Raw genomic sequence first — 20,386 nt, 5'->3', positions numbered from 1 at the left:
TTATGACTAGAACAGTAAGTATGTCAACTGCAATTAATGAAGCGATGAAAATCTCAATGCGTCGTGATGAAAATGTAATTTTAATAGGTGAAGATGTTGCAGGCGGTGCACAAGTTGATCATCTGCAAGATGATGAAGCTTGGGGTGGTGTTCTTGGTGTTACGAAAGGACTTGTACAAGAGTTTGGCCGAAATCGTATATTGGATACACCAATTTCTGAAGCGGGTTATATGGGAGCTGCGATGGCAGCTGCAGCAACTGGGTTACGTCCGATAGCTGAATTAATGTTTAATGATTTTATCGGTAGTTGTCTTGATCAAGTATTAAACCAAGGTGCGAAATTCCGTTATATGTTTGGAGGTAAAGCAAAAGTACCCGTTACAGTACGTACGATGCATGGCGCTGGTTTTAGTGCAGCAGCTCAACATTCACAAAGTTTGTACGCATTATTTACGAGCATACCAGGTATTAAAGTTGTTGTTCCTTCCACACCGTATGATGCAAAAGGCTTATTATTAGCGGCAATTGAAGATGATGATCCAGTAATCTTCTTTGAGGATAAAACACTTTACAATATGAAAGGTGAAGTGCCAGAAGGATACTATACAATTCCATTAGGAAAAGCAGATATTAAACGGGAAGGTTCTGATGTAACAATTGTCGCAATCGGAAAGCAAGTTCATACAGCGCTTGCAGCTGCAAAGCAATTATCGAAAAAGGGGATTGAAGTAGAAGTAATTGATCCACGATCTTTATCACCGCTTGATGAAGATACTATTTTATCATCTGTTGAAAAAACAAATCGTCTTATCGTCATTGACGAAGCGAATCCTAGATGTAGTATCGCAACAGATATTGCGGCAATTGTAGCGGATAAAGGTTTTGATTTGTTAGATGCACCTATTAAACGAATTACAGCACCACATACACCTGTTCCGTTCTCACCACCACTTGAAAAGTTGTATTTGCCAACGCCAGAAAAAGTAATTGAAACTGTATCAGAAATGATCGGAGACCAATCTTTATTACATGTGTAATAAAACGATGAGAAGGGAGAGAGACACATGGCTGTAGAAGTTGTAATGCCGAAGTTAGGTATGGCGATGAAAGAAGGTATTATTACGAGCTGGAATATTAAAGTAGGCGATAATGTAGCAAAAGGAGAACTGATCGCTAGTATTAACTCAGAAAAAATTGAAACAGAAATTGAAGCGCCAGCTGATGGTACGGTACTTGATATAGCTGTAAGTGAAGATGAAGGAGTACCGCCTGGTACTGTAATTTGCTACATCGGTAAACCGAATGAAAAAGTAGAAATGCAGGAAAGCACACATGTTGTAGAAGAAAAAACATCTAATATAGAAGTACAAAATGTACAAAATCAAGAAGCAAATGGGAAAGAAGTATCGAAGCAAAGAATTAAAATTTCACCTGTAGCGAAGAAAATTGCAAAGTCTGAAAATCTGAATATCAAGGCATTAGTTGGTACAGGTCCTGGCAGAAGGATTACAAAGGCAGATGTATTAAAAGCACTTGAGGTAAGAGTAAACGTTCCGGAAATATCTGAACAAGAAGAAAGTAAAGCGATTCCTGTTACTGGTATGCGTAAAGCAATCGCAAATCGTATGCACGCAAGCTTACAAAATAGTGCACAATTAACGTTAACGATGAAAGTAGATGTAACAGATTTAGTTGCTTTACATAAAGAAATAACGGAAGTTGTACAAAAAAGATATGATAATAAATTAACCATTACGGATTTCGTCTCGCGTGCTGTTGTATTAGTACTTGGAGAGCATAAAGAAATGAACAGCGCTTATATAGATGATGCAATTCATCAATTTGAACATGTGCATTTAGGCATGGCAGTCGCATTAGAAAAAGGGTTAGTCGTTCCAGCTATTCGCTTTGCAAATAATTTATCTTTAGTAGAGTTGTCTAAAGAGATTAAGAATGTGGCACAACAGGCACGAGCAGGTAGCTTAAGTAGTGATGATATGCACGGAACGACATTTACAATTAGTAATTTAGGTAGCTTTGGTATTGAATATTTTACGCCGGTATTAAATACACCTGAAACTGGTATTTTAGGTGTAGGTGCAATTGAACATGTTCCTGTATATAAAGGGGAAAAATTGAAAAAAGGTAGTATGTTACCTTTAAGTTTAACATTCGATCATCGTGTACTAGACGGTGCACCAGCAGCTGCATTTTTACGCACAATTAAACATTATTTAGAAGAACCTATAACAATTCTTTTATAAAGAGAAGGTGAGAGAATGGGTAAATTAGTTGTTATTGGGGGCGGACCTGCTGGCTATGTAGCAGCGATTACCGCGGCTCAAAATGGCAAAGATGTCACTCTTATTGATGAAGCTGACCTTGGTGGAACATGTTTAAATGTTGGGTGTATGCCGACGAAATCACTGTTAGAAAGTGCTGAAGTACATGACATTGTGAGAAAAGCGAATGCTTATGGAGTTACGATTAATACAGAAAATATCTCAATTGATTGGGATCAAATACAGGCGAGGAAATCACAAATCGTAATGCAACTTGTCCAAGGAATACAATATTTAATGAAGAAAAATAAAATTAAAGTTGTAAAAGGAAAAGCGAAATTCGAAACGGATCATCGTGTGCGAGTTGTACAAGAAAATAAAGAAGAATTAATCGATGGAGAGAGCTTTATTATCGCAGCTGGTTCCAAGCCTACAGAATTACCATTCGCTCCGTTCGATGGAAAATGGATTTTAAATAGTAGCCATGCAATGTCTCTTGAGAGTGTACCATCTTCATTGTTAATCGTTGGCGGTGGTGTAATAGGATGCGAGTTTGCAAGTATTTATAGTAGACTTGGCACAAAAGTATCGATAGTTGAGATGGCACCGCAATTAATACCTGGTGAAGATGAAGATATCGCGAATACTTTAAGAGAGAAATTAGAAAAAGATGGGGTGAAAATTTTTACGGGAGCAGTTTTAAAAGGTTTAAATAACTATAAGAAGCAAGCTTCATTTGAATACGAGGGAATTACTCACGAAGTAACTCCAGAATTTGTTCTTGTTTCTGTAGGAAGAAAACCACGAGTGCAACAATTAGGATTAGAAAAGGCAGGAGTTCAGTTTTCAAATAAAGGGATTGCTGTGAATGAACATATGCAAACGAACATATCGCATATTTACGCAGCTGGTGATGTGATCGGTGGAATTCAGCTTGCTCACGTTGCCTTCCATGAAGGAACGACAGCAGCATTACACGCAAGCGGAGAAGACGTGAAAGTAAATTATCGCGCTGTACCCCGTTGTATATACACAACTCCAGAAATAGCTAGTGTCGGGTTAAGTGAAAAAGGTGCAAGAGAACAATATGATGATATTCTCATCGGAGAATTTCCTTTTACAGCGAACGGAAAAGCTCTTATTTTAGGAGAACAAGTAGGTAAAGTAAAAGTCATTGTAGAACCTAAATACCAAGAAATTGTAGGGATTTCTATTATCGGTCCTCATGCAACTGAACTTATTGGTCAAGGAACCGTAATGATTCATACAGAAGTTACCGCTGATATAATGAGAGATTATATTGCAGCACACCCTACTTTATCAGAAGCAATTCATGAAGCGTTAATGCAAGCGGTAGGACATGCTGTACATGCTTAAATGGAAATATGATAAACCACTATTCTCTAAATGAAAGAGAGAATAGTGGTTTGAATTTTTATAGAAGAAATTAAATATCTTATTACTATTTAATTTCAATCGCTGAAGTAATATCGTTCCAATCAGGAGCTAAATTAGCAGTTTTACCATACCAATCAGCGTGTTTAAATATAACACCTTTTCCATATCCTTGTGTTGAAGTGTGCTCCCAAAGTGTCGTTGAATAACTTGCAGAAGGTGAGGCTGTACTTACAGAAGAAATTCTGTCATTCCAGCTAGATGGTAAGTTTTTAAAGCCGCTGCTCCAGTAAATATATTGACCACCTTTATCTTTATGTTCGTAAAAATCAGTACTACCAGCACCGCTACCTAAAGGATTAATATTATTTTTAATTGCTTTTTTATCCTTTGCAATATACGCATCCAATGTTTCGCGGCTAGTAAAACCATAAGCTAGCCAATCTCCATTTTCATTTTGCTTAGGTAATACCATAGTAATTTGGATATCTTTCTTATCCTGATCACTTAATTTTGCAAATGAATTAACATTTTGTTCATCCACTTTTAAATAATCAAATGACTTAATTGTGTTACTTTTTTCCTCAGCACTTACTGCACCTAGTCCTCCAGTTAATGCAAAACCCGCTACTAATGTCCCTGCTACTAATTTCTTCAACATATAACCATCCCTTTTTGTTTGAATTTTTGTACAGGTGAATCTTGTACAGCTAAAATGTATTCTAATTTTATACTTTTGTAAATATTCTGAAGTTTTAGAAATAATAGGCGGAATATTTACATTTTTACATTATTTCTTTAGAAAAAATGGTTATTGGAATGATATAATAAGTGAATGTATTGCTTTTACTGGATGTAAAGATGTTTTAGGAGAGGTGTCATTGAAATATTTTACAAGAGAATGGTATAAAAAAATGCAAGTTTTAGAATTTGTAAGTTTTATAGAGTCTATAAAAGAATGGTCAGAAATAGATATACAAAGTTTAAAGGAAGAAATAGAGGAAAGGAAAATAGATTTATTAAAATTCCTTCCTGAATCGATATACTCAATTATACAAAACATCACAATTAATTCAGAATACCCATCAGGTGAACTGAAAAAACGTATGCAAGAGTGGACAACAGATTATGAGAAAAGAGTGGCACAATTAGATCAATCATACGTAGAATATTTTAATTCCATTGAGAAAAAACTTCCGTCAAATGTCGCTCAGTTACACAAGACATCACTACACGATAGTGTAATGAAAGTAATAAAGAGAGAATCAGAAGATACTTTGTCTATCGTATTAGATTGCAGTGGTACTTTTAGTGAATTTGATAAACTTGAAGTAACCTTTATAGGAGTAACAAAGTGTTCTATGCCGGAAAACTTTGAAAGTGCTTGGTGGCTATATCATGAAATAGCTCTTACTGAAGATGGTTTTGAACTAGGTGTTTTATTTGACTCTCCATTTAGAGAAGTGACGATTTGCGCAGCAGATGTATTACTTGTGAAGAAATAATGTTGTATGGAGTATTACAAACGTTTGACATAATAAAAAAATAAAGTTATTGTAGATACATGAAGTCTACAATAGGAGCTGTACTATGAAATATTCTAAAGCTACAAATTATGCTCTTCATACAATGCTTTTTCTGGCAAAGGCCACACCAAATAAGTTAGTTAGTGTTCACCAATTAGCAGAAATGCAAAATGTTTCACCAACGTACTTGTCTAAAATACTAACTAAGTTGACAAAGGAAGGGATGATACATTCATCATCTGGTCCAAAGGGCGGTTACTCGCTTAGTAAGAATTGGGAAGATATTTCATTTTTAGATATTATACATGCAATTGAAGGGAAAACATCATTGTTTGACTGTTGTTTACATGACAAACCTGGATGTTTAATTAATGAGGCAATGCTCGCAGCAGAAGAGAAAATGGAAGAAGAGTTAAGAAATCAAAAAATCGTAGATCTTGCGAAAAAAATAAAAGTGGATTTTTAATCTGCTTTTATTTTTAAATTAATTAAGGATAAAAAGGCTCTTTAATATCTTTAATTGTAGTTAGAAAATGATATGTAGAAGGAGAGAAGATGATGAATAATTTTTGGAATGATCGATATAAATCAGATGAATATTTTTACGGGGAAGAACCTAATACATTTATTAAAGAACAAGCATTTCGTTTAGCAAATCACAATAAAGTAATAGCATTTGCGGAGGGAGAAGGTAGAAATGCTGTATTTCTAGCAAGACAAGGGAACGAAGTAACAGCTATTGATTATTCGGAAGATGGATTAGAAAAGACAAAAAAATTGGCAGAGAAGCATAACGTAAACGTGCATACAAAAAAAGTAGATTTATTAGCTGATAGTTTGCCAGAAAATGAATATGATGCAGCAATTATGGTATTTGGACATTTTCATGATGATTATAAAAAAATGATATTAGGTAAAATGATACAAACGATAAAGCCTGGTGGATTAATTATGTTTGAAGTTTACTCAAAAAAACAAATAAACTATAGTACTGGTGGACCAAAAGATGTTGATATGCTGTATGATCCAATTGATATCCTTACTTGGTGTGAAGAACATAAGGTAATTCATTTTTTTAATGGAGAACAAGAGCGAGTTGAAGGGAAAGGGCACACTGGTTTAGCTGATGTTATTCAAGTTGTTATTAGAAAATTAATATAAGTGCTAATGAAAGGTAAATGTATGAATATAAAAAGGCCAGTCATTTAAGACTGGTCTTTCTATTTAGATACTAAATTATCAAGCTTCCAATATGTATTTGTTAACGGCGCAGCTTTGCTATCTATGTATAAATACATATTATTTAAATCTTTTGGTGAAGTTTTCAGTTCAAACACAATGTCAGTAGTTAAAGAGAATTCGTGTGGAACATTTTTATAGTGCTCGTCATCTATCGGATGAGCTTCACCTTCATATTTCTCACCAGTTTTTTCATCTTGTATGAAATATTTTATTTCCGAAAGATCAATAGTTTGTCCATCGTCTCGAACATTATTAATCATAACACGAGTAGTAAGGCGCCGCTCTTTGTCTATTTTTTCAAACTTTGCATTCTCAACTGTCGCTCTATAGTATTCGTTTTTAACTATTTCTCCATAGTGCATTGCATTCTTATTGAGAGCGCTCTTTTCTTGTTTTTGTGAAGTATTGCTATTACATCCTGTTAATATTCCTGTAAATAATAATGCTGTACAAGTTACTTTAATTAAAGAGTTCATAGTAATCCCTTTCTGTATTAAAAAGTAAAACATAGGAATAATTTTACATCAATAGGAAGGTAAATGGAAGTATTTTTGCGTAATATACAGATATACATTTATTTGGTTGTCAAGTTAACAGGATAGAAAGAGGGAGAAGACTGTATAAAACGGAATAAATAAGAATTGAAAATATTGTAAAACGGAAGAGGCATGCATATAATTAAAATAAAGTTTAAGTTTCTGAACCTTCAATAACGGTGGTGATAACATGTTTACTGAAGAACGTCGAGAGAAAATTTTAGAACTACTTAATACAGATGGAAGGGTAATAGCAAAGGATCTTGCGGAAAGATTTGATATGTCTATTGATTCTATAAGAAGAGATTTGTCTATTATGGAAAAGGATGGTTTATTAAAAAGAACGCACGGAGGTGCAATTGAACTTACGCGAGTGAGAAACTTAGCTGTGGAACCAGCTAAGCGTTATAGTGATAGTTCAATATATGAGGACACAATCGCAAGAGTTGCAGCATCTTATATACAAGAAGGTGATTCGATTTTTATTGGTGGGGCTTCCGTTCATAATGCGATGCTGAAATATTTACCGGAAGTATCATTTACGGTTATTACGAATTCTATAGAAATAGTTGGTTATCTACGAGAATATAAGAATATTGATACGTATTTAATTGGCGGAAAAGTAAAACCTTCAGGGAATATTACTGATACACTTGCTTCTGAATTGATAAGTAGATTTTCTATTGATCTTTATTTCTCTACAGGTGGAGGCATTTCATTACAAGGTATTAGTACTGCAACACCTGAAGTTGCTTATTTTAGTAAAAGAGTAAGTGAAATTGCTAGAAAAAATATTTGTTTAGCCCCGCATAATAAACTTGGAATAGATTGTTTTATAAGAGGAGAGTCTCTAAAAGAAATTGACCTTATTATAACTGACGAAGAGGCTAGTAAAGAAACTGTTCAGGAATTTGAGAAACAAGGTAAACAAGTTGTAATAGCGCCATTATATTCATTTGAAAGGAGTTTGACATGATTGTAAAAGAGCAAGAGTTTCATATAAATGGATTAACTTATACAATTCGTTCTGCAGCTGAGAAAGATGCTGACCAGTTATCGAAAATTAGAGTTCAGATTGATGGAGAAACTGAAAATATGGATAGAGATGCTGGAGAGGGATTTATAGATAATCTAGGATTTCAAAAAATAATAAAAACAGATAGTGAAGAGACGAAGAATCTCTTTTTAGTTGCAGAAGTGCACAATCGAATCGTTGGATTTTCAAGGTGTGAAGGATCAAATTTTAAGAGATTATCTCATAAAGTGGAGTTTGGCGTTTGCATTTTAAAAGAGTTTTGGGGATATAAAATGGGTAATAGCCTATTACAACAATCTATTAAATGGGCTGACGAAAATGCAGTAAATAAAATATCTTTACAAGTATTAGAGACAAACGAGAAAGCTATTCATCTTTATAAAAAATTAGGTTTTGAAGTAGAAGGCGTTTTGAAAAATGACAAAAGACTATCGGACGGAAAGTATTATAATACGGTAGTGATGGGAAGGTTTACTGATACTTTTCATAAAAGAGGTGAAGAAGTATGTTTTACAGAAGGAAGTACTATGTAGTGAAAAATGAATTCATAGAAGTATTTAATGATCATTTCAATAACACGAACTTACCTAATCAATTAAAGCATGGTTCTAAGCTAATAGGACGCTGGATGAAAGATAATAAGAATGGTACGTCTGAAGTATTTGCCATATGGGAATATGATAGTTATGAACAGTATAAAGAAATAGAATCGAAAATTAGAAGTGACGAGAGGCATATTAGAAGAATACATGAATGGTATGAAAACCATGGCGGGAAAGAATATGTTTTACAGGAGTACATAGTAGAGATGAAAAATGAAGAGTTAGTATGTACTGTAAAGTAATAGAGGGGTGAGGGATAATAGGAATGAAAACAAAATTATATTTTAGTTTAGCATCCACTATTTTATTTGCAATAGCCGTGATTGTTTTCTTTATAAACGGTAATCCACAAAAGTGGTTTTGGTTCTTTATTTTCTTTGCGTCCATTATACAAAATATAGTGCTACTAAAAAAGAATAAAAAAGCGCATTAGGATATTCAAATTATTAACATATTTGTGTCGTCTTGCTAGTTGTGTTGAAAACGCTTTTATTCAGTTTTATAATAAAAGTATGTTTTATAAATCTCCAAAACAATTAAAAGGGAGATGATACAATGTTAGCTTCACCGTTTTACTTACATACATGGAAAAAGTTTATTAATGAAGGAGTCCTTGATTCGAACCGTATAAACGAAAGAATTTCAGAGTCATGGCATCGATGTAAACAAGCAAATGTGAATCCTCACATGAATAAAGACCAGAAAATTTTGTCTTCTAATATTTTTCAAGATCAAAAGAAAAAGAGTGAAATCTTCCTAAATATCGCAATCCCTCAAATACAAAATATGAGAAAAACCATTGATGAACTACAAATGATGGCATTATTAATCGATCCAGATGGTTATGTTCTATCGTTAAGTGGAAATAAACAAACGTTAAAGCGAGCGAAACATATTAATTTTATTGAAGGTGTAAAATGGACGGAAGCAGCTGTGGGGACAAACGCAATAGGAACAGCGCTAGAAATTGAAGAAGCTATTATGATAAGTGGTACTGAACATTACTCCGTGGCATCTCATAGCTGGAGTTGTGCGGCTGCTCCCATTCATAATGATGACGGGAAATTAATTGGTGTTCTAGATTTCTCCTGTCCAATTGAATTTTCGCATCCATATATGCTCGGTATGGTAACTTCAATTGCACATGCGATAGAACGTGAATGTAGCATAAGAGTTCATCAAAATGAATTACACTTAATTCATCGTTTTTTAGATGTCATTGATAGTGATGAACAAGTAGTTATTTGTAATCATCGTGATGTTATCGTTTCTGCGAGTAAGAGCGTTCGTGAACGAATAAATAATTGGTCAAGAATGAAACTTGAAGAGTTAATGCACCATGGATTAGAAACTAAATTAGAGATACCAGTATATAGTAATGAAAGAATGATTGGGAAATGTATGTATTTAAAGGAAAACAAACAAATGAATACATATTCTGCTCTCACATTTATAAAAGGAATTACTTTTCCAGGAGTTACTGGGACAAGCAAAGCATTTCAACACACACTAGAAGAAATTAAGCTTGTTTCACCGACTGAGGCTAGTGTGTATGTATGTGGTGAGACAGGAGTGGGAAAGGAATATGTCGCGAGAGCGATTCATGAAAATAGTCCAAGAAAAGACGGGCCCTTTATAGCTGTTAACTGCGGTTCTTTGCCTAAAGAATTAATGGAAAGTGAATTGTTCGGTTATGCTGAAGGGGCATTTACAGGTGCGCGACGTCAAGGATATAAAGGGAAATTTGAACAAGCGAATGGAGGAACATTATTTTTAGATGAAATTGGTGAAGTACCACCAGAGATGCAAGTAGCATTATTGCGTGTTTTACAAGAACGTACAATAACTCCAATAGGAAGTTCAAAAGAGGTACCAGTAAATATTCGTATTATTACTGCCACACATAAAGATTTACTACGGTTAGTAGAAGAAGGGAAATTCCGTCAAGATTTATATTATCGTTTGCACGTTTATCCGTTATATGTTCCATCGTTAATAGAAAGAAAAGAGGATATCCCATATTTTATACAACACTTTTGCGAACGGAAGAATTGGAATGTTGTATTTCCGAAGAGTATTTGCAATCAATTTATACAACATACATGGCCCGGAAATATTCGAGAACTAGTAAATGCATTAGAACGTATTTACATTTTGTCGCAAGGACGGGAAATATGCGAAAAACAAGTCGCTCTTTTGATACAAACAATGATGGGAAATCAACAACAACTTGAGTTACAAGTTGAAAATAAAACCGAACATACATTGAATTTTCGCGAAAAAATACAGCGTGATAGCATGATTGAAGCATTACAAAAGACAAACGGAAATGTTTCATTAGCTGCAAAACTATTAGATGTACCCCGTAGTACATTTTATAAACGAATGCAAAAATATAAGTTATAAAGTAGATTTCTGTAATCTACTTTTTCTTTGTGGGCTCATGTTCTGTCGGAATGTGCGCTTACCGGGGAAATAATAGAATTGTTAGAAGGGAAATTTCCTAATGGGGGTTAGTGTGTGAAGTACATTGAAATTGGAATCGGGAATAAGTGGTTTGTTCGAACGGAAACTGAAAATAAAGATGGAACTGAATTTGAAGAACGAGGAATTATAAAACCTATTTATTTTGAGTCTTTATATGTACGAGTGTGGTTTCGGAAAACGTGTTTAATTTTTGATACGAAAGAAAGGTTTAAAAAGGTTAAGAAGAGGAGGATTGAATATAAATTTATAGTTGGAATTGTAAGTAGACTGGATAAAGAAGAAGTGGGCTAACATGCGTAGTTATATTGGCTAGGAAATTCTTTGGACTTATATCAAGTTCATAAAAAGTAATTTTGCAAATATAGAATGTTAATACAGCCGCTAAGGAAAATTAGCGGCTTCTTTTTAAATAGGAGGGATTTTTGTATGAATAGGATCTTAACGATTTTACTTGCAATAATTGTAATGGGGTATTCTATTTATAGCTGGAATGATGATTCAAAACAGAGTGTACTAATTTTACAAACGCTTTTAGGGTTTATGTTAGTTAGCTTAGGTGTGCAAAATTTAAAAAATAACGAAAAAGAAAATAGAAGTATAGGGATTGCTTTACTACTCGTGGCTTTGTTTTTAATTGTTGTATCTTTAATAAAATATTTTGTATGAATAAGTTTTTAAATTAATAAAAAATGATTATTTATTGAATCCCCCTCACAATAAAAAGTTAAAATTCTACTTGTATTTCACTATATAAAATATGGCATAATAATTTAGTTAAAATAGAAATGGATAGGGTATTTGAGAGGGGCAGTATAATGAGTTTTGCAATTGAAATAGTAATAAAAGCACCATTGGATATTGTATGTGACTACATAATAGAAGATGAAAAAATAAAAGAATGGAATACGTTTATAATAGAAAATCGCTATCCTTCAAATATGGATAAAGAGAATCCACGTGTAGGAGATAAATATATTACTGTTCAAAAAGTCGGTAAGAAAATATTCGAGGCTGAAGTAGAAATCCTTGAATACGATGCACCGCATATTATTTCACTTGGTAGTGAAATGAAGCAAGGATATTCAGCAATGACTTATATGTTAGAAGAAGATGAGGAAGGTACAGCACTAACATTAATTTCAGAATATGAACCTAGTAATTTTTATTATAAAATGATGTATAAGTTAACAGGCTGGATTTCACGAGGTTTAACTATGGAACAAATGGAACGTCTAGCAGAATGTGTAGAAGCTGCTTATCATAAAGAAGATTGATATTAAAAATATATTAAGGTAAAAGCGTTACTCAATCTCATGAGTAACGCTTTTACTGTTTGAAGATTTTTCATTGAAAATCTTAATAGCTCTTTCATATATTTCTTTATCAATACAAAACTTTTTTGTTATCCAATAAGTAAGTTCAGGAGTGCTAAGGATATGTTCCATTTTCTCATCTGCGAAATATTGCTTTAATACATTCCCATTAATAGAAGTTGGGACACTGTCAACATAACCGAAAATCTGAATCTTTTTTAATACAGGAGATGTACGCCAATCATTAGATTTTATAATTTGTTTTTTCATACTTGTTAATTGTATCGGTTCTGTAATTAAGGATTTTGTTGGACCAGGATCTCTAGTAATATGAATTTCCTTATTTGATACTTGATAAGTGAAAGTTTCTCTTACAGTACTTACTTGAAATGATTCATAAAGTGGGTAAGCTTGGAATAAGGGTGCACAATAACCAACATCAACATAATAAGGTTGGTCTAAGTTAACCCGTAAGCATAAATGTCCGGGATCCATATACATATAATGAACATTAAAACCAAGATTTGATAATAACCAATGGAATCCAATTGAGTGCGTCCAACAAGTACCCCCGAGACCTTTTGTTGTAATACGGTTTATGTATGTCTCAATGTAAGGAAAATAATCCTCTGTTTCATTACCTTTTTCCCAGTCAATTATTTTAGTAAGCGTTTCCCACTTTACCTTTTCTTGATGAGCTTTAATAAGCTCATTTAAAAACTTTAAGCTAGTAGGTTGTTTTGTAGCACCTAAAAACGATAGAAACTTGTTTACAAGTTTTTCTTGTGACATGTTCTTATCCTTTCTATATAGTAGTTTGTATTAAGAATATTATACAATTAATATCAGAAAATACAGTTATTAATAGGTTAGGAGAGAATTGTATGTCAATGTCGCTATATTATAAAAAAATCCGTGAGCAATTAGGACATGAACTAATATTCATGCCAAGTGTAGCTGCTGTTATAAAAAATGGGCAGGGAGATATTTTGTTTCAATATCCTGGCGGGGAATACTGGAGTTTGCCAGCTGGAGCAATTGAACTTGGTGAAACTCCAGAAGAAGCGGTAGTTCGTGAAGTGTGGGAAGAAACGGGTTTGAAAGTGCAAGTAAAAAAACAAAAAGGGGTATTTGGAGGGGAAAGGTTCCGTCATATATATCCGAATGGCGATCAAGTAGAATATATTGTTGTTGTGTTTGAATGTGAAATTACTAGTGGAAAACTGAAATCGATAGATGGTGAATCTTTAAAACTACAATATTTCTCATTTTCTGAAAAGCCTACTTTAGCACTACCATACCCAGATAATATATTTTTATAGATGTAAAATAACACACCTTACTTATTGAAGGTGTGTTATTTATATAACCCGGTCGTATACATCTCCGTTAACGTATACACAATTTCCTCTAAGTTAATCTTTTTATCATTTTGCATAATAGTCCAAAGAAACGATTCATTCATCGCGAACCAACCGCGTGCTACAATCTCTTTATTTAAATTAGGTTGTGCTAATCCACTTTCTTGAGAGTATGTAATATCCTGTTTAATGCTTTTTATAAAACGTTCCCGAATCTCATCCCATTTTTGACGTATTTCTCTTGATAATCCTATTGCTTCTTCTACAACTTGCAAAATAGCTTGTTCTTCATCTGCTAATTGCAGGAATGCTCTAACTTGATTTTGGATCATTATACGTGCTTCTTCTTTTGTTTGTGGAGAAAAAGAGCGCTCAGCGATATTATAAAAACGATTCATAACATCTTCCATTAAACTAATTAGGAGATCATCTTTGTTTTTGAAGTATACATATGCTGTTCCGTAACCGGTTTCTGCATGTTTAATAATTTGTGTAATTGTCGTTTTTTGAAATCCGTTATTTATAAAAATAGTGTAACCAGCGTGTAATAGTTTCTTCTTCGTTTCTAAGGAGCGGTGTTTTCTTGATGAAAGAGTAGAGTTTTTCAAAGAATCACCTCTTTATACTGAAATGTCTGAAAATATAACTGTATTGTAAAAGAAGTTCATATATAAAGTCAACTGACATAATATCATTGACGTTATATCAATTAAGGTGCTATATTTCAATTAGTTAGAATAAAAAGAAAATTAAGAGAAGGTGACACCATGTATAAAGAACCATTTCAACCAACTTATGAGTATGCGCTTGAATGTGATAAACATGATGAACTGAAAGATTTTCAAACTGAATTCTATAAAAAAGAAGGTACTATATATTTAGATGGAAACTCATTAGGGCTACTTTCAAAAAGAGCAGAGAAATCATTACTTACGTTGCTAGATTCGTGGAAAGAATATGGAATTGACGGCTGGACTGAAGGTGAGCACCCGTGGTTCTTCCTTTCAGAGAAATTAGGTAAACTTACAGCCCCTCTTATTGGAGCTTTACCGGAGGAAACTATTGTAACCGGTTCTACGACTACAAATATACACCAAGTTATTGCGACGTTTTATGAGCCGAAAGGAATTCGTACAAAAATACTTGCGGATGAATTGACTTTCCCGTCAGATATTTATGCACTTCAAAGTCAAATTCGTTTAAAAGGATTAGATCCAGAGGAGCATCTAGTAAGAGTGAAAAGCCGAGATGGTAGAACACTTTCTGAAGAAGATATTATTCATGCGATGGAAGATGATATCGCTTTAATTTTATTACCTTCTGTTTTATATAGAAGTGGTCAAATTCTGGATATGAAACGTTTAACAACGGAAGCTCATAAACGCGGCATTCATATCGGATTTGATTTATGCCATTCAATAGGATCTATTCCGCATCATTTCAAAGATTGGGATGTCGATTTTGCTGTTTGGTGCAATTATAAATATTTAAATGCAGGACCGGGTGGTGTTGCAGGACTTTATGTAAATAATAAACATTTTAATAGACTGCCAGGATTATCTGGATGGTTTAGTTCTAGAAAAGATAAGCAGTTTGATATGGAGCATACATTAACCGCGGCTGATCATGCAGGTGCTTATCAAATTGGTACACCTCACGTATTAAGTACAGCACCATTAATTGGTTCTCTTGAAATTTTCAAAGATGCTGGTATTGAACGTTTACGCGAGAAGTCTTTACATATTACGAGATACATGTTGAATTTAATTGATCATGAATTAAAAGATTTCGAATTTACAATTGGAAATCCATTAGAGGATGAAAGTCGAGGCGGGCACATTTATTTAGAGCATACAGAAGCAGCACGTATATGTAAAGCGCTAAAGGCAAATGGAGTAATCCCAGATTTTAGAGCACCAAATGGAGTGAGACTCGCGCCAGTCGCTTTATATAACACATACGAAGAAGTGTGGAAATCTGTACAGATATTAAAGAAAATTATGGAAAATGAAGAGTATAAGCAGTTTGAAAATAAGCGAGAGGTTGTGGCATAAGTATGAAAACATCAGAATGGATTGATATTTCACAACCGCTAAATAATAATATTGCAACGTGGCCAGGAGATACACCGTTCTCGTATGAAGTTTCATGGTCAAAAGAAGAAAGTGGCTCGGTAAATGTCGGAAAGTTAACGATGAGTATTCATACAGGCACTCATATTGATGCACCATTTCATTTTGATAATGATGGAAAGAAAGTATTGGATTTAGATGTTCAAGTGTATGTTGGCCCAGCACGGATTATTGACGTTTCTAATCTTGAAAGCATCGGGAAAAAGGAATTAGAAAGCTTTCATTTAGAAGGTGTAGAACGATTATTATTACGTACATCTTCACATGGAAAAGCTGAAGAATTTCCAAATGTGATCCCTCATTTACGTGCAGACATAGCGTCGTTTCTTTCAGAGAAAGGTATTCGTTTAATCGGAGTAGATGTACCATCAGTTGATCCGCTAGATGATAAAGAATTAGCAGCGCATCATCAATTATTTAAACATGGAATTCATATTTTAGAAAATGTCGTACTAGATCATGTAGCAGACGGTGATTATGAACTTATTGCATTACCACTTGCATTAACTGATGCAGATGGAAGTCCAGTTCGAGCCGTTATTAGACCAATATAAGTAGAATTATATAAAAGGGGCGTTTGGCTAATATGAAAGAAAATGAAAAAGTAATTATGGAAAAAGGGATTCATACGGATTTTAAAGAGAATATGACGTATGGGGAGTATTTACAATTAGATAGTTTACTATCTTCTCAAAAAAGATTATCGGACCATCATGATGAAATGTTATTTATCGTTATTCACCAAGCGAGTGAGCTTTGGATGAAGCTCATTTTACATGAGCTAGATGCGGCGATTGAATCTATTAAACAAGATAAATTACAACCAGCTTTTAAAATGTTAGCACGTGTATCAAAAATTCAGTCTCAAATTATTCAATCTTGGGATATTCTAGCGACATTAACACCATCAGAATATATTGAGTTTCGTGATTCACTCGGTCAAGCTTCAGGTTTTCAATCGTATCAATACCGTATGATTGAGTATGCACTTGGCTATAAAACGCCACACGCATTAAAAATTTATGAAAAGGATCCAGAATTACATGCACGACTTCATAAAGCGCTACATGCACCAAGTCTATATGATGTCGCAATTCAAGCATTAGTAAAAGAAGGATTCCCTATTCATAAAGATGTGTTAAACCGTGATATTACGCAACCTTACGAAGAAGATGCAACAGTAGAAGCGGCGTGGTTAGAAGTGTATGCGGATGTGAAAAAATATTGGAATTTATATCAGCTTGCTGAAAAATTGATTGATATTGAAGACTGGCTACAACAATGGCGTTTCCGTCATATGAAAACAGTAGAACGAATTATTGGACATAAAATGGGTACAGGTGGATCCTCCGGTGTTTCTTATTTAAAACGAGTACTTGATCAACAATTCTTCCCAGAGCTTTGGAATGTTCGTACGAAATTATAAAAATAAACCTGTCAGTTCATTATGGCTGACAGGTTTATTTTTATTTGAGCACAATTATGTTTAAAATGAAGTAACAAGATATAATAAATGGAGTAACTATTTAAATAGAGGTAAAGTTTTTGGATTTCAAGCAACTAGAAAATAAATTCGAAAAGAAAAAAGTGAATACATTTCTTGTTTATCAAAAAGGGGAATTAACAACTGAGTATTATAAAACACCTGAATGTGCAAATAACTTATATAAAATAAATTCGATTACAAAAAGTATTGTATCTTTATTAATTGGTATTGCAATTGATAAGAGCTATATAAATGATATACATACACCGATTACAGAGTGGATTGAAAAAGTACCTGGGGAAAAACATGATTTGACGCTTTATCACTTATTAACAATGACTACTGGTGAGGATTGGAAAGAGTTTGGAAATGGAGTAGTATTCCCAAATGACTTTGTAGAATCAGAGAACTGGGTACAGTACATATTAGAAAAGCCAATAATTGAAGAACCCGCTACAAAAATGAATTATAATTCAGGTTCTTCTCATTTACTGAGCTATATTATTCAAGAAGCTACTGGAATGTCGACAGAGCGGTTTGCAAAGAAATATTTATTTGATCCATTAGAAATTAACGAATACGAGTGGCAACAAGATCCGCAAGGTATATATATCGGCGGCTTCGGTATGAAAATGAAATCTACCGATTTGTTAAAATTAGGAAAGTTATGTTTGCAAAATGGATATTGGAATGAAAAAGAAATTGTATCAGCGAAATGGTTAGAAGAGTCAAGTAGGGCTCTATTTGAAACATATGAACATGTCGGTGCATATGGATATCACTGGTGGGTATTACATAACGAAAGATTTCACATACCGTATTGTATATATTTTGCTATGGGATACGGCGGACAATACATCGTTATCATTCCTCAGTTAGAAATAGTAGCTATTATAAGTAGTCATATGCCAAAACGTGGGCTCGTTCCATTGAAATTATTTATTGAGCATGTACAGAATAATTCCGATTATATATAAGAAAAGGAGGGAATGTATGAGGGATGTAAAAACTTTATCTTTATTTAGAATATGTTTAAGTCTTCTAGCGTGTAGCGCCATTATTACGCAATTCATAATTAGGGCACAAGTGAAGCCGTTTAATCCAGTTAACTTTTTTAGTTTTTTCACTATTGAAAGTAACATTTTAGTTGCATGTATTCTCCTTTTAAGCAGTATCGGAACAGCTACATTTGGTCGCTCAGAACAGTTTAGTATACTTCGTGGTGCGGCGACGGTATATATACTTACGACAGGACTCGTTTATTTTTTGTTACTAAGAGGGTTAGAAGAGTCACTTCAAACGGCAATACCATGGGTAAATACTGTGCTACATTATATCATGCCGATTGCAATGCTTTTAGATTGGATTTTAAATCCACCTATTAAGAAAATCACTTGGAAACAAGCTGCAAGTTGGCTCTTATTCCCGTGTTTTTACGTTGTATATAGCTTAATACGTGGTCCAATCGTGAATTGGTATCCATATCCGTTTTTAGATCCGAGAATAGGTGGATATGGTAAAGTACTTTTATATAGTATAGGGATAGCTGTAGTAATTGGCGCTATTTGTATATTGGTAAGATTTTTAGGGAATCGAAACTTTAGGAAAGAATTTTAGAAATGCAAGGAACCCCACTGTTTCCATTTTTAACAGTGGGGTTTCATTTTATCCCGCATTAACGGGCAGCCCGATTGGTGAGGGCTGATTAAAGTTTCACTTTATCTACTCGTCTTCTGAAACGACAACTTTATAAATTTCTCCGTCTTCGTTTCAAATTCTACATCAACAAAAACACCATATTCTTTTCCATCTTCACGTAACCACAATTTAAATTTTTCAATAGTTATTTGAACTGTTTTTGGTTTTCTACCTATATGAAGATAGTCAATAATTTCTGCTTTTGGGTATTGTTCTTTCGTCTTTTCTACGGCAAGTTTACCCCATTTGGCATACGGCGGCTGCGCATGAACAATTGATGAGCCTGTATATATATTTGAACATGTTGTTAGGAACAGAATGACGAGTGCGACACGTTTTAACGATTTCTTCATGATGAACTCCTTTTATCCTTTTTTTATATTGTTTACATATTTTTTCAACGATATTAGTTTGGATTTTTTTGTCTTCTTTACATAAAAGCGAGGCTTTTACAAAACATAACCAAGAAATCATTTCCGTAATTAAGGAGGGAAAATTATGCGCCAAAAAGCTATTTTTAAAATAGCAGTTTTACTTACGTTCATAGGACTGTCTTTAATGGTCAGTAGTATACAACTAAAGAATGTAGAAGCTTTTTCTAATCAAGTCATTCAAAGAGGAGCATCTGGCGAAGATGTCATTGAACTGCAATCTCGTTTGAAATATAACGGATTTTATACGGGAAAAGTGGATGGTGTTTTCGGATGGGGTACATATTGGGCACTTCGGAATTTTCAAGAGAAATTCGGATTACCCGTTGATGGTTTAGCTGGAGCTAAAACGAAGCAAATGCTCGTGAAGGCAACGAAGTATGACAAGTCAACTGCTAACAAAGGGACGACAACGAATAAAGGAAATAGCGGCGGAACTGCACAAGAGAATAAACCACCTCAAAATAAAGGGACAAATGTTCCGAACGGTTATTCTCAAAATGATATTCAGCTTATGGCAAACGCAGTATACGGAGAATCACGTGGTGAACCGTATTTAGGACAAGTTGCAGTAGCTGCTGTTATTTTGAATCGTGTTACAAGTGCGTCATTCCCAAATACTGTTTCAGGTGTAATCTTTGAGCCTAGAGCATTTACAGCAGTAGCCGATGGACAAATATATTTAACGCCAAATGAAACAGCAAAAAAAGCAGTTTTAGATGCGATTAACGGATGGGATCCAACAGGAAATGCTTTATATTATTTCAATCCAGATACTGCGACTAGTAAATGGATTTGGACTCGTCCACAAATTAAAAAAATCGGTAAACATATTTTCTGTAAATAGAGCGGAGGTGGG

Annotated in this window: 26 protein-coding genes; 21 read left to right on the top strand and 5 right to left on the bottom strand. The window is 34.0% G+C overall.

The genetic code is table 11. From position 1 onward, the window contains the following. Nucleotides 1–2: 2 nt before the first annotated feature. The 3 genes from acoB to lpdA are packed head-to-tail and all read left to right on the top strand — an operon-like array spanning nt 3 to nt 3,659. Nucleotides 3–1,037 carry an acetoin:2,6-dichlorophenolindophenol oxidoreductase subunit beta gene (gene acoB / locus AC241_RS13880; RefSeq protein WP_043935606.1) on the top strand — a complete coding sequence of 345 codons (1,035 nt, stop codon included), beginning with the start codon at nt 3–5 and terminating at the stop codon, nt 1,035–1,037. Nucleotides 1,038–1,064: 27 nt separating this feature from the next. Further along, nucleotides 1,065–2,264: a dihydrolipoamide acetyltransferase family protein gene (locus AC241_RS13875; protein WP_050843901.1), complete on the top strand. Its 1,200-nt coding sequence runs from the start codon at nt 1,065–1,067 to the stop codon at nt 2,262–2,264. Between the two features lie 15 nt (nt 2,265–2,279). Further along, a complete protein-coding gene (gene lpdA, locus AC241_RS13870; protein ID WP_050843899.1) occupies nt 2,280–3,659 on the top strand; it encodes a dihydrolipoyl dehydrogenase in 1,380 nt (459 codons plus the stop codon). A gap of 85 nt (nt 3,660–3,744) precedes the next feature. On the opposite strand, the gene AC241_RS13865 is transcribed toward lpdA, so the two are convergent. Beyond that, entirely contained in the window at nt 3,745–4,338 is a 594-nt protein-coding gene (locus AC241_RS13865) for a hypothetical protein (RefSeq protein WP_016081317.1), read from the bottom strand. Nucleotides 4,339–4,558: 220 nt separating this feature from the next. Here AC241_RS13865 and AC241_RS13860 point away from each other — a divergent pair, with 220 nt between their 5' ends. From AC241_RS13860 to AC241_RS13850, 3 genes are all read left to right on the top strand, one after another. Then, nucleotides 4,559–5,182 (top strand): DUF4085 domain-containing protein, encoded by a 624-nt coding sequence (locus AC241_RS13860; protein ID WP_016081318.1) that lies wholly within the window; start codon nt 4,559–4,561, stop codon nt 5,180–5,182. Nucleotides 5,183–5,267: 85 nt separating this feature from the next. Further along, on the top strand, nt 5,268–5,669 hold the full coding sequence (locus AC241_RS13855) for an Rrf2 family transcriptional regulator (RefSeq protein ID WP_000877649.1): 402 nt from the start codon (nt 5,268–5,270) through the stop codon (nt 5,667–5,669). Between the two features lie 89 nt (nt 5,670–5,758). Next, nucleotides 5,759–6,364 carry a class I SAM-dependent methyltransferase gene (locus AC241_RS13850; RefSeq protein ID WP_029442524.1) on the top strand — a complete coding sequence of 202 codons (606 nt, stop codon included), beginning with the start codon at nt 5,759–5,761 and terminating at the stop codon, nt 6,362–6,364. A 59-nt stretch (nt 6,365–6,423) separates the two neighbouring features. Here the strand turns inward: AC241_RS13850 and AC241_RS13845 are convergent, their stop codons facing one another. Continuing rightward, nucleotides 6,424–6,921 (bottom strand): hypothetical protein, encoded by a 498-nt coding sequence (locus AC241_RS13845; protein WP_043935601.1) that lies wholly within the window; start codon nt 6,919–6,921, stop codon nt 6,424–6,426. Nucleotides 6,922–7,171: 250 nt separating this feature from the next. On the opposite strand from AC241_RS13845, the gene AC241_RS13840 reads away from it, so the two are divergent. From AC241_RS13840 to AC241_RS13805, 8 genes are all read left to right on the top strand, one after another. Next, nucleotides 7,172–7,957: a DeoR/GlpR family DNA-binding transcription regulator gene (locus AC241_RS13840; protein ID WP_050843897.1), complete on the top strand. Its 786-nt coding sequence runs from the start codon at nt 7,172–7,174 to the stop codon at nt 7,955–7,957. Then, a complete protein-coding gene (locus tag AC241_RS13835) occupies nt 7,954–8,550 on the top strand; it encodes a GNAT family N-acetyltransferase (protein ID WP_016081322.1) in 597 nt (198 codons plus the stop codon). The genes AC241_RS13840 and AC241_RS13835 overlap by 4 nt, the downstream gene beginning before the upstream one ends. Further along, nucleotides 8,523–8,861: an NIPSNAP family protein gene (locus AC241_RS13830; protein ID WP_000499988.1), complete on the top strand. Its 339-nt coding sequence runs from the start codon at nt 8,523–8,525 to the stop codon at nt 8,859–8,861. The genes AC241_RS13835 and AC241_RS13830 overlap by 28 nt, the downstream gene beginning before the upstream one ends. Before the next feature lie 23 nt (nt 8,862–8,884). Continuing rightward, complete coding sequence (locus AC241_RS34800; RefSeq protein WP_016081323.1) at nt 8,885–9,052, top strand: hypothetical protein; 168 nt, start codon at nt 8,885–8,887, stop codon at nt 9,050–9,052. Nucleotides 9,053–9,174: 122 nt separating this feature from the next. Further along, on the top strand, nt 9,175–11,025 hold the full coding sequence (locus AC241_RS13820) for a sigma-54-dependent Fis family transcriptional regulator (protein WP_050843892.1): 1,851 nt from the start codon (nt 9,175–9,177) through the stop codon (nt 11,023–11,025). Between the two features lie 114 nt (nt 11,026–11,139). Beyond that, entirely contained in the window at nt 11,140–11,397 is a 258-nt protein-coding gene (locus tag AC241_RS13815) for a DUF3977 family protein (protein WP_050843890.1), read from the top strand. A 135-nt stretch (nt 11,398–11,532) separates the two neighbouring features. Continuing rightward, entirely contained in the window at nt 11,533–11,772 is a 240-nt protein-coding gene (locus tag AC241_RS13810; protein WP_043935594.1) for a DUF3953 domain-containing protein, read from the top strand. A 149-nt stretch (nt 11,773–11,921) separates the two neighbouring features. Next, complete coding sequence (locus tag AC241_RS13805) at nt 11,922–12,380, top strand: SRPBCC family protein (RefSeq protein ID WP_043935593.1); 459 nt, start codon at nt 11,922–11,924, stop codon at nt 12,378–12,380. Between the two features lie 27 nt (nt 12,381–12,407). Here the strand turns inward: AC241_RS13805 and AC241_RS13800 are convergent, their stop codons facing one another. Continuing rightward, entirely contained in the window at nt 12,408–13,211 is an 804-nt protein-coding gene (locus tag AC241_RS13800) for an arylamine N-acetyltransferase (protein ID WP_050843888.1), read from the bottom strand. A 92-nt stretch (nt 13,212–13,303) separates the two neighbouring features. Here AC241_RS13800 and AC241_RS13795 point away from each other — a divergent pair, with 92 nt between their 5' ends. Further along, nucleotides 13,304–13,741: an NUDIX hydrolase gene (locus tag AC241_RS13795; protein WP_016081327.1), complete on the top strand. Its 438-nt coding sequence runs from the start codon at nt 13,304–13,306 to the stop codon at nt 13,739–13,741. 35 nt (nt 13,742–13,776) lie between these two features. Here the strand turns inward: AC241_RS13795 and AC241_RS13790 are convergent, their stop codons facing one another. Beyond that, nucleotides 13,777–14,388 carry a TetR/AcrR family transcriptional regulator gene (locus AC241_RS13790; RefSeq protein ID WP_043935590.1) on the bottom strand — a complete coding sequence of 204 codons (612 nt, stop codon included), beginning with the start codon at nt 14,386–14,388 and terminating at the stop codon, nt 13,777–13,779. A gap of 159 nt (nt 14,389–14,547) precedes the next feature. On the opposite strand from AC241_RS13790, the gene kynU reads away from it, so the two are divergent. The 5 genes from kynU to AC241_RS13765 all read left to right on the top strand — a co-directional run bounded on the left by kynU (nt 14,548) and on the right by AC241_RS13765 (nt 19,015). Further along, complete coding sequence (kynU, locus tag AC241_RS13785) at nt 14,548–15,834, top strand: kynureninase (RefSeq protein WP_016081329.1); 1,287 nt, start codon at nt 14,548–14,550, stop codon at nt 15,832–15,834. A gap of 2 nt (nt 15,835–15,836) precedes the next feature. Continuing rightward, nucleotides 15,837–16,466, top strand: coding sequence for an arylformamidase (gene kynB / locus AC241_RS13780; RefSeq protein WP_016081330.1), 630 nt, complete (start codon nt 15,837–15,839; stop codon nt 16,464–16,466). A 32-nt stretch (nt 16,467–16,498) separates the two neighbouring features. Beyond that, entirely contained in the window at nt 16,499–17,338 is an 840-nt protein-coding gene (gene kynA, locus AC241_RS13775; RefSeq protein WP_050843886.1) for a tryptophan 2,3-dioxygenase, read from the top strand. A gap of 119 nt (nt 17,339–17,457) precedes the next feature. Then, entirely contained in the window at nt 17,458–18,375 is a 918-nt protein-coding gene (locus AC241_RS13770) for a serine hydrolase domain-containing protein (RefSeq protein ID WP_050843883.1), read from the top strand. 16 nt (nt 18,376–18,391) lie between these two features. Continuing rightward, complete coding sequence (locus AC241_RS13765; RefSeq protein ID WP_050843881.1) at nt 18,392–19,015, top strand: Pr6Pr family membrane protein; 624 nt, start codon at nt 18,392–18,394, stop codon at nt 19,013–19,015. A 101-nt stretch (nt 19,016–19,116) separates the two neighbouring features. Here the strand turns inward: AC241_RS13765 and AC241_RS13760 are convergent, their stop codons facing one another. Further along, on the bottom strand, nt 19,117–19,449 hold the full coding sequence (locus tag AC241_RS13760) for a DUF3889 domain-containing protein (protein WP_050843879.1): 333 nt from the start codon (nt 19,447–19,449) through the stop codon (nt 19,117–19,119). Between the two features lie 145 nt (nt 19,450–19,594). Here AC241_RS13760 and sleB point away from each other — a divergent pair, with 145 nt between their 5' ends. Beyond that, complete coding sequence (gene sleB, locus AC241_RS13755; protein WP_050843877.1) at nt 19,595–20,374, top strand: spore cortex-lytic enzyme; 780 nt, start codon at nt 19,595–19,597, stop codon at nt 20,372–20,374. Nucleotides 20,375–20,386: the final 12 nt, after the last annotated feature.

It is taken from the genome of Bacillus thuringiensis (assembly GCF_001182785.1).
In the GTDB taxonomy this organism is placed as follows: domain Bacteria; phylum Bacillota; class Bacilli; order Bacillales; family Bacillaceae_G; genus Bacillus_A; species Bacillus_A thuringiensis_S.
The sequence above is the reverse complement of the archived record's forward strand: the minus strand, read 5'-3'. Positions and strand labels throughout refer to the sequence as shown.